The sequence below is a fragment of the Pseudomonas sp. SST3 genome, assembly GCF_003325755.1.
In genome coordinates, this window is the sequence record NZ_QORI02000022.1 from 1 (window position 1) to 18082 (window position 18082).

The following is an 18082-nucleotide window of genomic DNA, read 5'->3' on the forward strand; positions in this document are numbered from 1 at the left end:
GTTTCGAAGTTGTATTCACCATCGAGGTTCTGGATCTGCTCGATGACTTCCGGTGCAGTCTTCGACGGATGGCCGCCAACCTGCAGCAGGGCGAGCACCAGCGAGGTGGAATTCGTGCCCCATCGGGATGCCAGCGAAACGCAGGCTGATGTTGCCACCGATGCGGTTGAGTGCGAACGAGGGCTTACGCACGTCATCGCCGTCAGTACGCAGCGTAATCTTGTCGCTCAGGCTGGTGATCTCTTCCAGCAGGCTGAGCATTTCCTGGGATTTGGCACCGTCATCGAGGGACGCAACGATCTCGAACGGCTGGGTGACCTTTTCAAGATAGGCCTTCAACTGGGTCTTGAGATTGGAGTCCAACATGAGCAGCGATCCCCTTCTTGCGAAATTCAGGTAATAAAACGCCCGGACGGATCACGCCCAGGCGTTGGAGCTCGGATCGACGAAACGTCCGAAAAACAACCTTGCTGGCGCTGCGCAAGACGCAGCGCCGAATGGCCGTTTAGATCTTGCCAACCAGATCCAGCGACGGGGCCAGAGTGGCTTCGCCTTCTTTCCACTTGGCTGGGCACACTTCGCCCGGATGAGCGGCAGTGTACTGAGCGGCTTTCAGCTTACGCAGAGTCTCGGATACGTCGCGAGCGATCTCGTTGGAGTGGATCTCGACAGTCTTGATGACGCCTTCCGGGTTGATCAGGAAAGTGCCGCGCAGAGCCAGACCTTCTTCGGCAATGTGGACGCCGAACGCGTTGGTCAGCTGGTGAGTCGGGTCGCCGATCAGCGGGAACTGGGCCTTGCCGACCGCTGGGGAAGTCTCGTGCCAGACCTTGTGCGAGAAATGGGTATCGGTGGTGACGATGTACACCTCGGTACCAGCCTTCTGGAACTCGGCGTAGCTGTTGGCAGCATCTTCGATCTCGGTCGGGCAGTTGAAGGTAAAAGCTGCCGGCATGAAGATCATCACCGACCACTTGCCCTTCAGGGACTCTTCGGTAACTTCGATGAACTTGCCATTATGGAAAGCGTTGACTTTAAACGGCTGGACTTGGGTGTTGATCAGAGACATCTGCTAACTCCTTTTGGGATTCAGAACTTTAACGGCGCCTACGATACCGCAGACAACCGCATACGGTTAATTGATTGAAGAAATTGCGGCGATAGCCTATGCCTATCAACGCGCTCTTCAACTGGCGACGGCACTCGATACGACACCGATTTGGCCCCGCAATTCGGGCGATGACTCGCTTTCGACTCGGCTGCCGGAAACGGCTGTTTATCGCGGCCAGAGTGCCCGGATAGCCGCCACGCCTTGCGCGCCCTCGCACAAGGCTTGCGCCAGATCGTTTGGACCAAGACCGCCCAGCAGATAGGCGGGCTGGCCGAAACCTGACAGTAATTCGGCAGCGCGGCGCCACCCCAACGGCTGCGCTTCGGGGTGGGTCGCGGTACGCAGTATCGGCGAGACAGTAATGAAATCAACATCCAATGTCGACGCCATGCCCATTTCGGCCGCATCATGGCATGACGCAGCCAGCCAGCGTCCAGGTGCCAATGGCCGGCCCTGCCCCTCATGCTGACGTAATTGCTGAGCGGTCAGATGCCAGCCAGCTTCAGGAAAATCGTCCGCCCACTCCAGAGGCCCTTTGAGCATTACCTTCGCACGACCGACACACATATCCGAAACCTCGGTCGCCAGCGATCGGTAATCGGCGTCATCAAGGGACGTCGAACGCAATTGGATCAGACGAATACCTGCGTCCAATGCCAACGCCAGCCCGTCTAGCAGCTCGCGAGGGGCAAGATGATCCGGCGTGATGAGGTAATGATTCGGTAACCGCGCTGCAGTCACTATTGGCCGGTTCGCAGCAGGAAAGCTGTAACTCGACAGATCTTCGGGTTCCACCCAGGCTAATGCCTGCCCCTCTGCACCGTAGGCTTCGCCCGAGAAAGACAGCACTTCCCAGACATCCAGCAAAACCTGTTTATCTGGGTAATCGTGACGGACCTTAATCAACGGCCGCGCCGCAGCCACGGCGATGCCTAACTCTTCGGCCAGCTCACGAGCCAGTGCGGCCTCGGCTGTTTCGCCCGCCTCGACCTTGCCTCCAGGAAACTCCCACAGCCCGCCCTGATGCTTATCCAGCGGGCGCCTGGCGATCAGTATATGACCATCACCCCGACGAATTACGCCGGCGGCTACATGGAGTCGTTTCATGCCTCGGCTCCATGCCATGGGCTGCAGGACGGAAGCAGTAGCTGGTCCCGATCTGTCAGCCAGCCAGTCGCCGCAGCGACATCAGGTACGGTATTCAGCATTGATACGCACGTACTCGTGAGAAAGGTCGGTGGTCCAGATAGTCTCGCTGCAGCTGCCGCGACCCAGCTCGATTCGAATTTCGATCTCCTCCTCGGCCATCACCGCGGCGCCCTGCTCTTCGGTGTAGCTCGGCGACCGCCCGCCCTGGCTGGCAATGCAGACAGACCCGAGATAGACATCTATTTTGCTGACGTCCAGCTCAGGCACCCCAGCACGACCAACCGCCGCCAGAATGCGCCCCCAGTTGGGGTCGGAGGCGAACAGCGCGGTCTTGATCAGCGGTGAATGCGCAACGGCATAGCCGACGTCGAGACATTCCTGATGATTTTTCCCGCCGTTGACTATCACCGTGACGAACTTGGTCGCGCCCTCGCCATCTCGCACGATGGATTGCGCCACTTCCATGCTCACGTCGAACACGGCCTGCTTGAGCTTGATAAACAACTCGCCACTGGCCTCGGTGATCTCCGGCAATGCCGCCTTGCCGGTCGCCACCAGCATGCAGCAATCATTGGTCGAGGTATCGCCATCAATGGTGATGCGATTGAACGACTTGTCCGCCGCATCGCGCACAAGGTCCTGTAACACCGCCTGGCTGACTTTGGCATCCGTGGCGATATAGCCAAGCATGGTCGCCATGTTCGGGCGGATCATGCCGGCGCCTTTGGAAATGCCGGTAACGGTGACGGTGACACCCTGATGCTCGAACTGCCGACTGGCGCCCTTGGGTAGGGTATCGGTGGTCATGATGCCGGCGGCCGCTTCGGCCCAATGGTTCTCGTCCAGGTCAGACAGGGCTGCTGGCAACGCAGCCTCGATCTTGTCGACAGGCAGCGGCTCGCCGATCACGCCGGTGGAAAACGGTAGAACATTCTTTTCATCAACGCCCGCAAGGTTAGCGAGGCTGGCACAGCTGCGCATCGCCGCCTGCATGCCCGGCTCGCCCGTACCGGCGTTAGCGTTACCGGTGTTGGTCAACAGATAACGAACCGCTCCCTGCGCTCGCTGCTTGGCCAGAATCACTGGCGCAGCGCAGAACGCATTCAGGGTAAACACACCAGCAATCGTCGATCCTTCGGCGCAGCGCATCACCACGACATCCTTTCGCCCCGGTCGCTTGATGCCAGCCGAGGCAATGCCGAGCTCGAAACCGGGAACCGGATGCAGTGTAGGTAAGGGACCAAGACCGACAGCCATTGATGCACTCCTCAGGACATTTGGATGGCTTTCAGCCACCAGTAAAAAACAGGGCGAAAAACGCCGCGAGCGGCTAGGCCGGTCGCGGCGCGGGTCATAACAAAACGGCTCTGGTTATTGAACCTGTCCGTGACAATGCTTGTACTTCTTGCCGGAGCCACAAGGGCACGGCTCGTTGCGTCCGATCTTCTGTTCGGTACGCACCGGCGCGGCGGCAGCCACGCCGCCCTCGGCTTCCGGCTCATCGTCCGATTGCTCCAATGCCGATACTTCAGCGTGTTGGAACTGCATACGCTGCGCCAGCGCTTCGGCCTCACGGCGCAAGCGCTGTTCTTCCTCGGCCGGATCTTCACGACGAACCTGTACGTGGGACAGTACACGGATGCTGTCGCGCTTGATGGATTCGAGCAGATCCTGGAACAGCGCGAACGACTCGCGCTTGTACTCCTGCTTCGGGTTCTTCTGGGCATAACCACGAAGGTGGATACCATGACGCAGATGATCCATCGTCGATAGGTGATCTTTCCACAGATCATCGAGTACACGCAGGACGATCTGTTTCTCGAAGGTGCGCAGCGCTTCGGCGCCGGCCAGCTCTTCCTTCTCGTGGTAAGCGTCGGTCAACGCCTGGAGGATGCGCTCGCGCAGGGTTTCCTCGTACAGCTTTTCGTCTTCATCAAGCCACTGCTGAACCGGTAGCCGCGTACCGAAATCGCTGTAGAGGACGGCTTCGAGACCAGCGATATCCCATTGTTCCGGCAGCGACTGCGGCGGGATGTGCAGGCTGATTGCATGGTCGAGCGCCTCACGGCGGAACTCGCTGATGGTCTCGCCGATTTCGTCGGCGGCCAGCAGGCTATTGCGCATGTGATAGATCACCTTGCGCTGCTCGTTGGCGACATCATCGTACTCGAGCAGTTGCTTACGCATGTCGAAGTTGCGGCCCTCGACCTTGCGCTGGGCCTTCTCGATGGCGTTGGTCACCATACGGTGCTCGATGGCCTCGCCGGACTCCATGCCCAGCGCCTTCATGAAATTCTTCACCCGATCCGAGGCGAAGATGCGCATCAGGCTGTCTTCCAGGGACAGGTAGAAACGGCTCGAACCGGCATCCCCTTGACGGCCTGCACGGCCGCGCAGCTGATTGTCGATACGACGCGATTCGTGACGTTCGGACGMATCACATGCAGGCCACCCGCTTCCAGCACCGCCTGGTGACGTTTCTGCCAATCGGCCTTGATCTGCGCGACCTGCTCGTCGGATGGATTTTCAAGCGCCGCGACTTCGACTTCCCAGTTGCCACCGAGCAGGATGTCAGTGCCCCGGCCAGCCATGTTGGTAGCAATGGTCACTGCGCCAGGACGCCCGGCCTGGGCGATGATCTCGGCTTCCTTGTCGTGATGCTTGGCGTTGAGCACCTTGTGCTCGATGCCTTCCTTTTCCAACAGGCGCGAGACGTATTCCGAACTCTCGATAGTCGCGGTGCCGACCAGAACGGGACGACCATTGTTCTGGCAGTCCTTGATGTCAGCGATGATCGCAGCGAACTTCTCTTCCTGCGTCAGATAGACCAGGTCGTTGTAGTCCTTGCGCGCCAGCGGCTTGTTGGTCGGGATGACCATCACTGGCAGGTTGTAGATCTGCATGAATTCGAAGGCTTCGGTATCGGCGGTGCCGGTCATGCCCGAAAGCTTCTTGTACAGGCGGAAGTAGTTCTGGAAGGTGGTGGACGCCAGGGTCTGGCTTTCCGGCTGGATCGGCAGCGCTTCCTTCGCCTCGATGGCTTGGTGCAGACCTTCGGAAAGGCGGCGACCCGGCATGGTACGACCGGTGTGCTCATCGATCAGCAGGACCTGGTTGTTCTGCACGATGTATTCGACGTTGCGATGGAACAGCTTGTGCGCGCGCAGGCTGGAATAGACGTGAGTCAGCAACCCTAGGTTGTGCGCAGAGTAGAGGCTTTCGCCTTCTGCCAGCAGCCCCGCCTGGGTCAGCATTTCTTCGACGAACTGATGCCCCTGCTCGTTCAGCTCAACCTGCCGGGTCTTTTCATCGATACTGAAGTGGCCTTCCTGGGTAACGACACCCTCTTCTTCCTCGATGTGCTGCTTGAGGAGCGGGATCAGCTGATTGATCTGCTGGTAGAGCTTGGAGCTGTCCTCGGCCTGACCGGAAATGATCAGCGGTGTACGTGCTTCGTCGATGAGGATCGAATCCACCTCGTCGATGACCGCGAAATTGAGCTCGCGCTGATTCTTTTCCTCAAGGCTGAACGCCATGTTATCGCGCAGGTAGTCGAAGCCAAACTCGTTGTTGGTGCCGTAAGTAATGTCGGCAGCATAAGCCGCTCGTTTTTCTTCCGGCGGCTGGAACGGCGTGACGATGCCCACCGATAGGCCCAGAAATTCATATAGCGGACGCATCCAGTTGGCGTCGCGGCGAGCCAGGTAATCGTTCACCGTCACCACGTGAACACCTTTACCAGCGAGGGCGTTGAGATAGACCGCAAGCGTCGCCACCAGAGTCTTACCTTCACCGGTACGCATCTCGGCGATCCGGCCTTCATGCAAGGTCATGCCACCGATCAGCTGCACATCGAAGTGACGCATGCCCATCACTCGCTTGCCGGCTTCACGGCAGACAGCGAAGGCTTCGGGGAGAATCTGGTCGAGGGTCTCGCCTTGGCCGAGGCGGGCCTTGAACGCTTCGGTCTTGCTCCGCAGCTGCTCATCGGAGAGAGACAGCATCTGCTCTTCGAGCGCATTGACGGCCTGTACCGCCTTGAGCATGCGCTTGACCTCACGGTCATTCTTGCTACCAAAGAGCTTCTTCATTAAAGGCGCAAACATATCGACAAAGACTTCCATGCTGGGGATGGAGGCACGACCGCAGGGCCACCGCGGCTGCGTGCAAAGGGGGCATTCTACTCGGAAACGCCCGCGAGGAAAGGTGCCTACTGCGCAGCTGCAGCAGCCAGCGAGGCCGTAATTTTGCGACCTGGCGGTCACGCCAATAGCCAGCCAGAGCAATCTGCCAGTACGGACCAGCGCGGTCGCGGGCTGTCTGTTGGCGTGCTCGTCCGATCGCAAGCCTATTGATCGCGATACCCAATCAGCCCGGGCTCTCCGGCGCTTCTGCTAAGATTGCCGCTCACCTTCCATCTCCCCGGATGCCTGCTATGTCGTTGCGTCCCCCGCCAGCCCGAGCGCCCGCAACGTTGCTGCGCGAGGCGAAGCCGCTGAAAGCCTTGTTCGGTGAGGCAAGACGACTCGACCGCCTGCAACAACTGGTCGAAAGCCAACTGCAACCAGCCGCACGCGAGTACTGCCGAGTCGCCTCATGGCGCGAGGGCACTCTCCTGCTGATCGTCACGGATGGTCATTGGGCGACGCGTCTGCGCTATCAGCAACGCCGCCTGCAGCGTCAGCTGCAAGGCATGGAAGAATTCCGAGCGCTGAGCCGGATCCAGTTCAAGGTGCAGCCTCCCGAGACGCCTCGGCATAAGCCTGGCCCGGCTCCGGAACTGTCGGCACGGGCGGCGGACAACATTCAGGAAACCGCGCAGGGCATCACGGACCCTAGACTCAAGGCAGCGCTCGAGCGACTCGCCAGCCACGCGCGGCCAGCGACCGACGACTGATCGCCTCGAGGGCGTTAACAGGTGCTTGGCTGTGTCGCAACCCGCCGCTGCCAGCGTTAGGATGTCTGCGAACTCAAGCGAATAGAGGTACCGATGCCTATCCACCTGCAAGGCGATTCGCCATGCTGATTGGCGCCCTGCTGATCGCCACCTGGGTGATCCTGCTGGTCCGCTACCCACGTCGAGCCGTGCCGATTTCGCTGGGCGCGCTCCTAGGCTTGGGGTTGGTTGCCGCATGGGTGATCTGGCAGGAACAGCGTGAAGAGCATCTACTGGCTCAACTCGAGTTGCGACTGGCATATGCACCTTCCACCTGCCCACCTGCGCAGCCACTGCATATCACGCTCGACAACCGTAGCCCGAGCCCCTTGCGAAGTTTGCGCTGGGAGGTAGCCGCCTACCCGCCCGGCTCCAGCCTGAATCTCGTGACCTCTAACTACGATGCGCCGCAATACCGTGGCCCCGGCGATTTGCAACCCGGCCAACGCTGGACATCCTGCGCCCCCTTGCCGCCGCTGCGCCCGGGTTACCGCAGCAGCAGCCTGGAGTTTCGCGCCGAGCGGCTTCAGGGCCGATTCGCCAACTAAGATGGCCATCTGACACGCAGTGCTTTCCATTCTTCGCCAAGCGACTTATCCTGTACAAACAACCAGTACTTATTCAATTCAGCCGAGGTGGTAGATGGCCGTCGAAGTGGTATACCGCAGCAGCCGGGACCTGGAGCGTTTGTTCATGGATAAAGCCGAAGCCGATCGTCACGACAAAATGCTTGAGCTGGCGGAGGCTCTGGCCGCTGCGCTGCAAAAGGCCTCGCCATCACTGAGCGAGCAGCAGGCCGACGACATCGGCATTTTCATGGCGCGGCACCGAGATCTGTTTGCCAAGGCATTCAAGAACAATCCTGAAGCGCTGGCGGAGCTCCCGACGTTGATTGAGGCGTCCTGAGGCGAACGGCAACCAGGCACAGCGGCGAATCGCATGCTACGTTTTGCCGCTGCGGAACGCGCCCAGCGGGCGAAACTAGTTAATCCAGACTCGGTCCATTGGTGCAGGCATCCAATCAGGTAACCGGCGTGGACAGTCCATTCAAGAAAATCAGCGATGTGTTTCAGCCAGACTACAACGTCAATTTCAGCATTGAGAAACCTGACGGTAGCATTCTGCTGACTCTGACCGACGCCGCTGGCGTGGCGGTCAAGCGCTTCATCAGCTCTAGTCAATGGCGGGACCAGCAGCAACTCGAACGCTTAATTACCAGCCTGCAATTCAGCCTCGCGATTGAGCGCGGCGAACAGTCCAGCTCCTATCGTTTGACCAAGCATTCACACTCAACCGCTCAGTAGCTCTGCCTGACCGCCGGCCTGCAAACGGCCGCCCCAGCCCACCTTCCGACAACAATAATAAGATCTGTTGATCCGGCACTCCACCGGCGCGGTGCGTTTCTGTGCCTGGCGGGCCGGCCGATACGACTCACAACCAGGCCAACGCCTTGGCTCGTGCGACGGCCTGCGTGCGCCTGGCTACGCCTAGCTTGGTATTGATCCGCCGCGCATGGGTCTTGACCGTGTGTAAGGAAATAAAGAGCTGCTCGGCTATTTCCTGGTTCGAACAGCCTTGGGCGATGAGGCGCAGTACCGTGAGTTCCCGGTTGCTCAGAATGACCTCGTCACCCGAGGCGAGGGCGTCCTCAGGCTCGCGTTCGAATTGCAGCAGGCGATCACGAAGACTTTCCCCCTTGCCGTTGGGCAGCACGCTGGCGAGCCACTGCGGCTGGCGATGCTGCAATTCGTACAGAGGCTTGGCCAGTTGCTGTCGCGCGGCCTCGCCAAGTGCCTTTCGTAGTTCCAGCTCCGCTTCGTCGCGCCGACCGTCCAGCTGAAGGGCTTCCGCAAGGGTAAACCGGCATTCACAAGCCAGGCCCAGCCGCTGCGAGCGAAGATTCTGCTCGATCAGCTCCCGAAGGGTGTCGATGGCTAACGCCGAGCGTCCCGAGAGCAGGTCGACCACCGCGAGATAGCGTTGAACCCGCGGCAGCAGCTCATAGAACCCGGAAGGCGCCAGATACATATGCCCTTGATAAAGCTCTAGTACCTGCAGGAAGACGCATCTCGCCTTTCTCAGCTGCCCCTGATGCAACCAGGTCAGCCCCGTTATCAAAGGCAAGATTCCGCGAAAGCGCGCCTCTGGCACGTGCCGCCACTGGGTGAGCCGCTCGGCTTCGCGTAACCAGTGATAGGCCGTAGGGAACTCTTGATTACGCGCAGCCAGCTCCGCCAGCCCCGCGTAGCCGAAGAAAACATAGGAATCACCACAGGTTTCAGTCTCGATTCGCCCTTGTTGAAAAGCCTCACGGGCTGGCTCATCGAGCCCTTGATAGGCCAGCAGGTGCCCCTGTAGCAGTTTCAACCGACCGATAATCGGGCTGTGCCTGACGCTATCGCGCAGCACTAAAAGCGACTCTTCCAGTACGCCGACCGCCCGCTCGAATTCTCCGGTAAGTTCCAGCAGCTGGATTCGATCGACATTGAGCATCGCTTCATACAACACGCTGCCCTTGAGCCGCGCCAGCTTCATCCCTTCGCTGTTGTACTGCTGCGCCAGTTCGAGCTGACTCTCCGCCATCGCCTGCTGAGACAGCGCCTGGTAACAGAGTACCCGCTGCGCCCATGCGTGATCGGACAGAACTTCCAACGCTTGGAGACAGTAGCTGCGCGCCTCGGGCTCTCCACGTAAGCGCGCAAGAAAGCCGCGCAGGGCCTGCCACTGAGCCAGTAACTGTGCCTGGCGCCGAGCGTCGGGCTGGGGGAAGAACTTCGCCAGCCCGGCAAGACAGTCATCCACCTCATCGAGCCGGGCAGAAATAATCAGCGCCCAGCCATGCAGCACGATCAGCCGAGTCGTACTATTGAACAAATCCTGTGGCAGCTCGCTCCGCCATTTCATGAAATGCGAAACGTTATCGCCGATAAGCAACTGTTCCTGCCCGTAGCGCTGCAGAAAATTGGCTGCGACCTCAGGCTGCCCCGCCCACAGCGCATGCTCCACTGCCTCGCGCATCTCACCGCGATTGGCAAACCACTGACACGCACGCAGATGAGTCTGAGTTGGCGATACCGCTTCGGGTATCCGTTGCAACATCAACGCTAGCGGGCGCCACAGGCGAAACCACTCGCCGCAGTTGTCGATCTGGCGGATGAAAAGCTGGAAAGTCTTCAGAACGTCAAGAATCTCACTGCCTATCCCGTCAAGCACATGCTCGCAGAGCGGCGGTGAGAAGCGGGGCATCCGCGCCAGAGCAAAGAGAGCCCGGCGAACATCTTCGCTCTGCCCTTCGAGTACTTCCCGCTGAATATAATCTCTCAACAACGGCGTCCCCGCGACCAATCGCTCGCGCACGGCCTGCTCGTTCGCATTCAATAGCAGCAAACTGACACCGGCCAACCACCCCTCGCTGCCCGTCAGCAATTGCTTGAATGTATCGTCGGCTACATCCAGGCGGTGCGCCTTGAGTACTTGCCTAAGCTCGCCGGCGGTGAGAGCCAACGCCTCGGCCTCCAATTCGAATAGGTCGCCCTGCAGTAAAAGCCGAGGCAGTTTCCAGGCAGGTTGCCGGCGGCTACTCACCCACCAGCTGACAGATTCAGGGCCCCTTTCAATAAGCTGGTCGAGGCACGCATCGAATTGCACTGCCGTGTCACGCGGGTAATCGTCCAGCATGATCCACAGCGGCCGCGGAAAGCCCTCCATGAGTGCGATGAGGTCCAGCTGCACGTCCCCGCTGGGTATGGAAGAAGTATTGAGAACCCGGCTCAGCTGTGCATAAAGCGCTTCGGCGGAAAAAGGCCGGCCACCGAGATCGAGCCAGACGAGATGGGTGTCGGCAGGTACCAGCCGAGCACACTCGTTCATCAGCACGCTTTTGCCGAAACCTGCCGGCGCGCAGATCAAACGCAGGCGACAGCGGGCCTCGAGTAACGCCTCAACCAGCCGAGGCCTTGGAATATGTGAAGGAGGAAGGCGTGGAATAGTCGCAACTTGAACCTGCGCGGCGGCTTCTGTGCCGAGTACACCAGGATTGAAGCGTACGGACATAGCGAGGTTTCTCTTATTCGTATCAGTCCATTGAGGAACGCGACGCGCGCAGCCATCGGTCGAGTCTTGACCTGGCACACTGACCAGGTCGGTGCGTGTGCAACAACCTGCACGATTACGCGTCTTTTGTCGACTCGCCCGAATCGCCGAACCCTGTCCGACCCGATCCCCTAATGGCTAAAACCTATCACCCTCCTCCGAGCCTGAACAAAAAAGGCGGCCAACTGGCCGCCTTATTCACAACATGGATGCTAGATGATCAGCGCACCCCTGCGTTACGCAGTGCAGCCGGTGTGAAGTCTCGCGCCGAGGTCTTGTAGCCGAACTCGTGCGCTTTCTCCTCGTTGCTCATGCCGATCGCAATATAGCGCCCGGAGATCACATCGTAGAGCGCTTCGAATGCATAAGCCGGAACCTTGTGCTGGTAATACTGCAGCATGTGGGCTTCACCGACGCGCCACAGCTGACCACGGCCGTCATAAAGCTCGGACTGCACGATGGTCCAGGTATCTTCGTCCACGAAGAAACGGCGCTTGGCGTAGATATTACGTTCGCCATCTTTGAGGTTGGCCTCGATCTCCCATACCCGGTGCAGCTCATAACGCGCCAGATCCTGGTTGACATGACCGGCCTTGAGAATATCGCTGTATTTCACCTCGCTGGAGTTGATATCGAAGCTGTTGTAGGGAATGTACAGCTCCTTTTTGCCGACCAGTTTCCAGTCGTAACGATCCGGGGCGCCACTGAACATGTCGAAGTTATCGGTCGTCCGCATGCCGTCGGCCGCAGTACCGGGTCCGTCATAGGCGACCTGCGGGGCACGACGTACGCGACGCTGACCGGCGTTGTAGATCCAGGCCTGGCGTGGCTCTTTGACCTGATCCAGCGAATCGTGCACCAGCAAGACGTTACCGGCGAGACGCGATGGAGCCGTCACCCGCTGCTTGAAAAACAACAGTGCGTTCTTGGCGCGCTCCGGGTCCAGATCCGACATGTCGCTGGGAAACGCCACTTCGTCCTCGAAGTGCACCAGGGTGTAGCTGCCATTCGTTTGTGGAGTGGCCTGCACGATGTTACGGCGTACGTTGCCACCGCGATAACGGGTGATGTGGTTCCAGACGACTTCCAGGCCGTTCTTCGGAATCGGGAACGCGTAGTAGCGGCTGTCAGCAAAGTTGGCGATACCGTTACCGCCATCCACCAGCTCGGTATTCAGAGCACTTTTCTTTGCGGCCTCATAAATGCGATCCGGCACGGCAGCGCTGCGATGTGTCGGAAACACGCGAATCTTGTAGGTGTCTGGATAACGCTTGAACATCGCCTGCTGGCCTGCGGTCAGCTTGTCCTTGTACTGGTCGACGTTCTGCGCAGTGATGACGAACTCGGGCTGCTCATCCTTGAAGGGGTTGGTTATATGCCCGTCTTTTAACGGCGCTGCATCAGTAGGGAGACCGCCAGTCCACTCGGGAATGGTTCCATCGGCGTTACCAGCCTTCTCGGCGCCGAGTGGGGTCAGCGAGTTGCCGAGCTTTGCGGCTTCTTCGGGAGATACGGCAGCCATAACGCTGCTTGCCAGCAGCGAGAGGGCCAAGACACTGAATAGTTTTCTTGTTGTTTTCATACGTTTCCAGTTCCTCTTGATCTTGTTTTGGCCGGAGGCCTTGCATAACCGAGCCACGTGCGGAGCCCTGAGCAGGGCTCCGCGCCGGGATATCTGAAGCGGCCTCCTTAGAAGTTCACGCCCATGCTAAGCGCGAGGAAGTCACGGTCGACCAGGGTGTTGTAGTCGCCACCGAAAAAGTCGGTGTAGGACAGGCTGGCGGTGTAAGTATTCTGGTATTCAGCATCGACACCCACACTAACGGCCTTGGCGCCTTCGTTGAACAAACCGTTCGGTCCGTAGCCATCGACATCATGGGAGAAGGACAGGTTAGGTGTCAGGTTCACACCGGCAAAGACGTTGCTGTAGCTGGCCAGTGCGCGTAAGCGGTAGCCCCAGGAATTGGCGGTTACGAAACCGTCATTTCCATACGCCGCCAGTTGGCCAGCATCATCAGGCGTGCCGTAGATTGCGTCACGGCCATAGCGGAGTTCGCTCGTGCTCTCCAAACCGCCGACATGCGCGTAACCGACCTCGCCAACCAGAGTCACGCGACCCGCGCCAAGCACCTGATCGATGAAGTGAGTGAATGTGGTCTGGACCTGAGTGATTTCCTTACGGTTATAACCGCGGTTGTCCGCACCGAATGTACTCGAGACGGGAGAAATGCCCGGGGCAATCGGATTGAGCAGCGCCCGCGTCACGTCTGTCGTATTGATCTGAACTGGAGCATTAGGACGATAGCTCACCTCGCCCGACCAGGCGGTGCCTGTAGGGAGAGTGGTCGAGAAGCTCAGACCATACAGGCGAATGTCTTCTGGGTACTCCAGATAGTACTGGCCATTACCCAGCATCACGCTTTGGGCCAGACCGATTCCGGAGCCTGGCATGATGCCCTCAGCCGTACCGATAATGCTCGGCAGGGCTGCGGCAGTCCCCAAGCCTGCTGACTGCGTACTCACGTTTGGCGTGCGGCTGTGGTAATTCATGAAATACGCACCGTACTCGGTGGCATCACCGAGCCAGCGAAATGCCAGACCGAACTGCCCGGAATCACGGGCGTCACGATCGCCGCCACGAGGCAGCACGACCCCCTCCGGGGTTACCTCAAAGCCCTGCCCGAACATCGCGGCAACAGGCTGCAGCGGTGCGATAGCCGGATTACCGACGTGGTAGTTGTTATCGCAGCCATCTTGGGCAACGTCGACTGCGAAGAACGTGCCGCAGTTGTCGATAATTGTCTGGTCCCATTCAAGTTGGTAGAACGCCTCCATGCTCAGGCGATCACTTACACTCTGAGAGACGTAAAGCATATTTACCGGAATCAGACCCTCTTTAATCTCCGCACCGGGGCGGCGGAATGCTGCAGCATCGAGAGGGTTAATCGAGTTAATCGAGTTACCGATAAAGGTGCTCTCCCCCCAGCTCACAACTTGGCGTCCGACACGGACCGTGCCAGGCAGATCGCCTAGATAATAGTTGTGGTAGAGAAAAGCATCGAGAATCTGCGCACCGGAAGATTGCGCAGCTTCCTTGCGGTTGCTGTCACTGATGTCCTTGAACAGGCGATTTTCATCCTTCAGCTCAAAGTCATACCAATACTTACCACGAATAAAGGCGCCGCTGTCACGGTAGCGCAGCTCTAAGTCATGAATGCCCTTAAAGATCTTCGAAAAAGTTTCGCCTTTTTTAAAGTTCAGACGGCCATCATCACCGGTCTGAGTGTATCCCGTTCCACCATTGTTGATACCCACCAAATCCATATCCCGGTCCGTCGTTGACCAGCTGGCGCCTATGGACATGGCCGAGTCGAACTGCCCTTCAATTTCCCCAATATTGAAAGTAACCGCATAAGCCGGTGTGGCGATGCCCAGCGCGACCGCGAGGGCCAATGTCTTGGGCTGGAAGATTCCTTGCCTTGTTGTTTTTGTCATGAGGCGCTCCTGGTTGGTTCGAAGTACGCTCACCCTAACCACACGGCAACGGGGGGTTAAGCGCACTAAGGTTTGATTTGGCTTGTAATTCGAAAGTATGAATAGCCTTCCCACTACTGGCCTGCAACGGAACCTCACGGTGATTGCAGCGCGGCCCCTAGCGAAGCTATCCGAGAGCTTAGCCGCAAGCAAAATTGGCGCAACCTCCGAAATAGAGCAGCTGCGACGTTGTTTGCGGAAATTTCAGCTGAACGTGCCCGATCAAGCATTGGCGGCTCGGATTAGAACGCGCTGTAAGGCCCTACATCTCGTCACCTCGACGGCTGGAAACGACACGCAGCGCGCGGGAGCGTTACCGAAGCGCAGCGACTGGGACGAAACGAAACATTCAGCCGGAGCAGACTAAAATCAGGCGCTCGCGCGGATGAACGAACCACACGCGGGCCTACGAAGAGAGAACGCCGAGCCAGAGCGGTGCGCACTGAGGTGCGAAGGCTCCTCAACCGAGGCGAAGAGGGTTGCGGCACGGCATCCGTTGCCGGCCAGCGCTCAGGATCGAACGACGTCCGGCCCCTTCACACAGATATTAATAGACCGCCCTACATGCCTTTAACAGCGTAGATACCGGGGGCATTGCGCCAGTAACCCTTGTAATCCATGCCATACCCGAACACGTATCGATCATCACAGCTGAGCCCGACGTAGTCGGCTTTCAGATCCGGGCGGGCCTTGCGCTGATGATTCTTGTCGACCAATACGGCAGTATGCACAGAGGCTGCACCGGCATGCCGGCAGAAGTCGATGATCGCGCCAAGCGTATGCCCTTCATCGAGAATGTCATCGACGATCAGCACGTCGCGGTCGATGAATGAAATCTCCGGCTTGGCCTTCCAGAACAACTCACCGCCGCTCGTCTCGTTGCGATACCGCGTCGCGTGCAGATAGGAGAGCTCCAATGGAAAGTTCAGCTTGGGAACCAGCTTGCCGGAGAAAATCAGCCCGCCGTTCATCACACAGAACACCACTGGATTTCGCTCGGCCAGCTCGCCGTTGATTTTTGCGGCCACCGCGTCGATCGCCGCTTCAACTTCGGCTTCGGCATAGAGGCAGTCTGCTTCGGCCATGATCTGGCGGATGTGTGCGAGATCGACGGACATCGCGATGCTCCAAGATTGGTTAGAAGATGGATGCAGCTCGGTCGGCTGCCCACAAATAAAGGGCGCGACGATACCGATGCCGCGGTGGGCAGGGCAAGTCCTGTTTGACACATCAATAGCCGCTAACAACTTGATGCATTAATCTACGGCGGTTTATTCGACCGCCGGAGCCACCCATGACCATTCGAGAGATCCGCCACCCGCTTATTCGCCACAAACTTGGGTTGATGCGTCGAGCCGATATCAGCACCAAGAATTTCCGCGAACTGGCGCAGGAGGTTGGCTCGATCCTCACGTACGAAGCGACCCGCGATCTGCCGCTCGAAGACTACAGCATCGATGGCTGGTGTGGCCCGGTCCAGGTCCAGAAGATCTCCGGCAAGAAAATTACGGTGGTACCCATTCTGCGTGCGGGCATCGGCATGCTCGATGGTGTGCTCAGCCTGATTCCCGGCGCCAAGGTCAGTGCGGTAGGCATCGCGCGCAATGAGGAAACCCTGCAGGCCCATACCTATCTTGAGCGTCTGGTAGACGATCTCGACCAGCGACTGGCGATGATCATCGATCCGATGCTCGCAACCGGTGGGTCCATGGTCGCTGCGATCGACATGCTGAAAAAAGCCGGCTGCAAGGAAATCCGCGCATTGGTGCTCGTCGCTGCACCGGAAGGCATCGACGCCGTCGAAAAAGCACATCCAGACGTGACTATCTATACCGCCTCCATTGATGATCGCCTGGATGAAAACGGCTACATCATGCCAGGGCTGGGCGACGCGGGAGACAAGATCTTCGGCACCAAGCAGAAGGACGTCTAAGATGTCGCACCCCATGGAAGAACCGCTCGGACGCCAGGTATTGGCCGGCGCGCAGATGCTGTTCGTAGCCTTTGGCGCCCTGGTACTGATGCCACTGATCACTGGCATGGACCCGAACGTCGCGTTGTTCACCGCCGGTATCGGCACCCTCCTGTTCCAGTTGGTCACCAAGCGCCAGGTTCCGGTATTCCTGGCCTCGAGCTTCGCCTTCATCGCACCGATCATCGCCGCCAAAGGTGACTTCGGCCTGCCTGCTGTACTCGGCGGCGTGGTTGCAGCAGGCATCGTCTATATGATTCTCGGCTTTGCGGTTCGCCTCAAAGGACCGGGATTTATCGACCGGCTGCTGCCACCCGTAGTAATCGCTCCGGTGATCATTTCCATCGGACTGGCGCTGTCACCTGTCGCGGTGAATATGGCCATGGGCAAGGCCGGCGACGGTAGCGCTCAACTGATCCCCTACGAGACAGCAATGATGATCTCGATGTCAGCCTTGCTCACTACGCTGCTGGTTGCGGTGCTCGGCAAGGGACTGTTCCGCCTGGTGCCGATCCTGGCAGGCGTCGCGGTGGGTTACGGTCTGTCGTTCGCCTTCGGGGTCGTGGATACCGCCGGTATCGCCTCGGCACCGTGGCTGGCGGTTCCGAACTTTGTCGCGCCGGAGTTTCACTGGGGCGCGATCCTGTTCATGGTCCCGGTGGCGCTTGCCCCGGCGATCGAACACATCGGCGGCGTCGTGGCGATTGGTGGCGTGACCGGCAACAACTTCATCAAGAAGCCTGGCCTGCACCGCACCCTGCTAGGCGATGGCCTGGCGACCTCGGCCGCAGGCTTGTTCGGCGGCCCGCCCAATACCACCTACGCGGAAGTCACCGGCGCGGTCATGCTGACCAAGAACTACAACCCGAAGGTGATGACCTGGGCAGCAATTTTCGCAATCGTCCTGGCGTTCATCGGCAAGTTCGGCGCCGGGCTATTGAGCATTCCAGTACCAGTCATGGGCGGTATTCTTTGCCTGCTGTTCGGCTCGATCGCCGTGGTCGGCCTGAGCACGCTGATCCGCCATCAGGTGGATCTGGCCGAAGCACGCAACCTCATCATCGTATCAGTGACTTTGGTGTTCGGTATCGGCGGCATGGCTTTCGGCTATGGGGAATTCAGCCTGTCCGGTATTTCACTGTGCGCGATCATCGCGCTGGTTCTCAACTTGGTACTTCCGGGTGGCGAGGGCTGGAAGAACAAGCAACTCGAAGAACACAACTGAAATCGCTACCCGCCGCCAGCACCCCGTGTGCTGGCGCCTTCCTTCGTCGTACCGGATCTTCTT

13 protein-coding genes and 2 pseudogenes are annotated in these 18082 nt (G+C 59.0%); 6 read left to right on the plus strand and 9 right to left on the minus strand.

The window, feature by feature from the left end:
* From DQ405_RS18765 to secA, 5 genes and pseudogenes are all read right to left on the minus strand, one after another.
* Positions 1 to 366: pseudogene (locus DQ405_RS18765) on the minus strand (alkyl hydroperoxide reductase subunit F); the annotation flags it as partial.
* A 139-nt stretch (positions 367 to 505) separates the two neighbouring features.
* A complete protein-coding gene (gene ahpC / locus DQ405_RS18770; RefSeq protein WP_168425597.1) occupies positions 506 to 1069 on the minus strand; it encodes an alkyl hydroperoxide reductase subunit C in 564 nt (187 codons plus the stop codon).
* A gap of 207 nt (positions 1070 to 1276) precedes the next feature.
* Positions 1277 to 2218 (minus strand): Nudix family hydrolase, encoded by a 942-nt coding sequence (locus DQ405_RS18775; protein WP_168425598.1) that lies wholly within the window; start codon positions 2216 to 2218, stop codon positions 1277 to 1279.
* 81 nt (positions 2219 to 2299) lie between these two features.
* Positions 2300 to 3517 carry a bifunctional glutamate N-acetyltransferase/amino-acid acetyltransferase ArgJ gene (gene argJ / locus DQ405_RS18780; protein WP_168425599.1) on the minus strand — a complete coding sequence of 406 codons (1218 nt, stop codon included), beginning with the start codon at positions 3515 to 3517 and terminating at the stop codon, positions 2300 to 2302.
* 114 nt (positions 3518 to 3631) lie between these two features.
* A pseudogene (secA, locus tag DQ405_RS18785) lies at positions 3632 to 6366 on the minus strand (preprotein translocase subunit SecA).
* 329 nt (positions 6367 to 6695) lie between these two features.
* Between secA and DQ405_RS18790 the strand changes: the two are divergent.
* From DQ405_RS18790 to DQ405_RS18805, 4 genes are all read left to right on the plus strand, one after another.
* Entirely contained in the window at positions 6696 to 7157 is a 462-nt protein-coding gene (locus DQ405_RS18790; protein WP_168425600.1) for a DUF721 domain-containing protein, read from the plus strand.
* 122 nt (positions 7158 to 7279) lie between these two features.
* A complete protein-coding gene (locus DQ405_RS18795; RefSeq protein WP_168425601.1) occupies positions 7280 to 7744 on the plus strand; it encodes a multidrug transporter in 465 nt (154 codons plus the stop codon).
* 94 nt (positions 7745 to 7838) lie between these two features.
* Positions 7839 to 8102, plus strand: a complete 264-nt coding sequence (locus DQ405_RS18800) for a YebG family protein (protein ID WP_168425602.1) — start codon at positions 7839 to 7841, stop codon at positions 8100 to 8102.
* Between the two features lie 128 nt (positions 8103 to 8230).
* Positions 8231 to 8500 carry a DUF3509 domain-containing protein gene (locus tag DQ405_RS18805; protein WP_168425603.1) on the plus strand — a complete coding sequence of 90 codons (270 nt, stop codon included), beginning with the start codon at positions 8231 to 8233 and terminating at the stop codon, positions 8498 to 8500.
* Between the two features lie 127 nt (positions 8501 to 8627).
* Here the strand turns inward: DQ405_RS18805 and DQ405_RS18810 are convergent, their stop codons facing one another.
* From DQ405_RS18810 to DQ405_RS18825, 4 genes are all read right to left on the minus strand, one after another.
* A complete protein-coding gene (locus tag DQ405_RS18810) occupies positions 8628 to 11249 on the minus strand; it encodes a LuxR C-terminal-related transcriptional regulator (protein WP_168425604.1) in 2622 nt (873 codons plus the stop codon).
* A 259-nt stretch (positions 11250 to 11508) separates the two neighbouring features.
* Positions 11509 to 12870, minus strand: coding sequence for a DUF1329 domain-containing protein (locus tag DQ405_RS18815; protein ID WP_168425605.1), 1362 nt, complete (start codon positions 12868 to 12870; stop codon positions 11509 to 11511).
* Positions 12871 to 12977: 107 nt separating this feature from the next.
* Positions 12978 to 14783: a DUF1302 domain-containing protein gene (locus tag DQ405_RS18820; protein ID WP_168425606.1), complete on the minus strand. Its 1806-nt coding sequence runs from the start codon at positions 14781 to 14783 to the stop codon at positions 12978 to 12980.
* Between the two features lie 599 nt (positions 14784 to 15382).
* Complete coding sequence (locus tag DQ405_RS18825; RefSeq protein ID WP_168425607.1) at positions 15383 to 15940, minus strand: hypoxanthine-guanine phosphoribosyltransferase; 558 nt, start codon at positions 15938 to 15940, stop codon at positions 15383 to 15385.
* 176 nt (positions 15941 to 16116) lie between these two features.
* Here DQ405_RS18825 and upp point away from each other — a divergent pair, with 176 nt between their 5' ends.
* Positions 16117 to 16755, plus strand: a complete 639-nt coding sequence (gene upp / locus DQ405_RS18830; protein ID WP_168425608.1) for a uracil phosphoribosyltransferase — start codon at positions 16117 to 16119, stop codon at positions 16753 to 16755.
* A gap of 1 nt (position 16756) precedes the next feature.
* Entirely contained in the window at positions 16757 to 18019 is a 1263-nt protein-coding gene (locus DQ405_RS18835; RefSeq protein WP_168425609.1) for a uracil-xanthine permease family protein, read from the plus strand.
* Positions 18020 to 18082: the final 63 nt, after the last annotated feature.

What these genes read in the sequence shown, in the direction of transcription:
- DQ405_RS18795 (WP_168425601.1), top strand. Translation starts at nt 7,280, where the DNA reads ATGCTGATTGGCGCCCTGCTGATCGCCACCTGGGTGATCCTGCTGGTC.
- DQ405_RS18775 (WP_168425598.1), bottom strand. Translation starts at nt 2,218, where the DNA reads ATGAAACGACTCCATGTAGCCGCCGGCGTAATTCGTCGGGGTGATGGT.
- DQ405_RS18820 (WP_168425606.1), bottom strand. Translation starts at nt 14,783, where the DNA reads ATGACAAAAACAACAAGGCAAGGAATCTTCCAGCCCAAGACATTGGCC.
- DQ405_RS18800 (WP_168425602.1), top strand. Translation starts at nt 7,839, where the DNA reads ATGGCCGTCGAAGTGGTATACCGCAGCAGCCGGGACCTGGAGCGTTTG.
- DQ405_RS18815 (WP_168425605.1), bottom strand. Translation starts at nt 12,870, where the DNA reads ATGAAAACAACAAGAAAACTATTCAGTGTCTTGGCCCTCTCGCTGCTG.
- upp (WP_168425608.1), top strand. Translation starts at nt 16,117, where the DNA reads ATGACCATTCGAGAGATCCGCCACCCGCTTATTCGCCACAAACTTGGG.
- ahpC (WP_168425597.1), bottom strand. Translation starts at nt 1,069, where the DNA reads ATGTCTCTGATCAACACCCAAGTCCAGCCGTTTAAAGTCAACGCTTTC.
- DQ405_RS18835 (WP_168425609.1), top strand. Translation starts at nt 16,757, where the DNA reads ATGTCGCACCCCATGGAAGAACCGCTCGGACGCCAGGTATTGGCCGGC.
- DQ405_RS18825 (WP_168425607.1), bottom strand. Translation starts at nt 15,940, where the DNA reads ATGTCCGTCGATCTCGCACACATCCGCCAGATCATGGCCGAAGCAGAC.
- argJ (WP_168425599.1), bottom strand. Translation starts at nt 3,517, where the DNA reads ATGGCTGTCGGTCTTGGTCCCTTACCTACACTGCATCCGGTTCCCGGT.
- DQ405_RS18810 (WP_168425604.1), bottom strand. Translation starts at nt 11,249, where the DNA reads ATGTCCGTACGCTTCAATCCTGGTGTACTCGGCACAGAAGCCGCCGCG.
- DQ405_RS18790 (WP_168425600.1), top strand. Translation starts at nt 6,696, where the DNA reads ATGTCGTTGCGTCCCCCGCCAGCCCGAGCGCCCGCAACGTTGCTGCGC.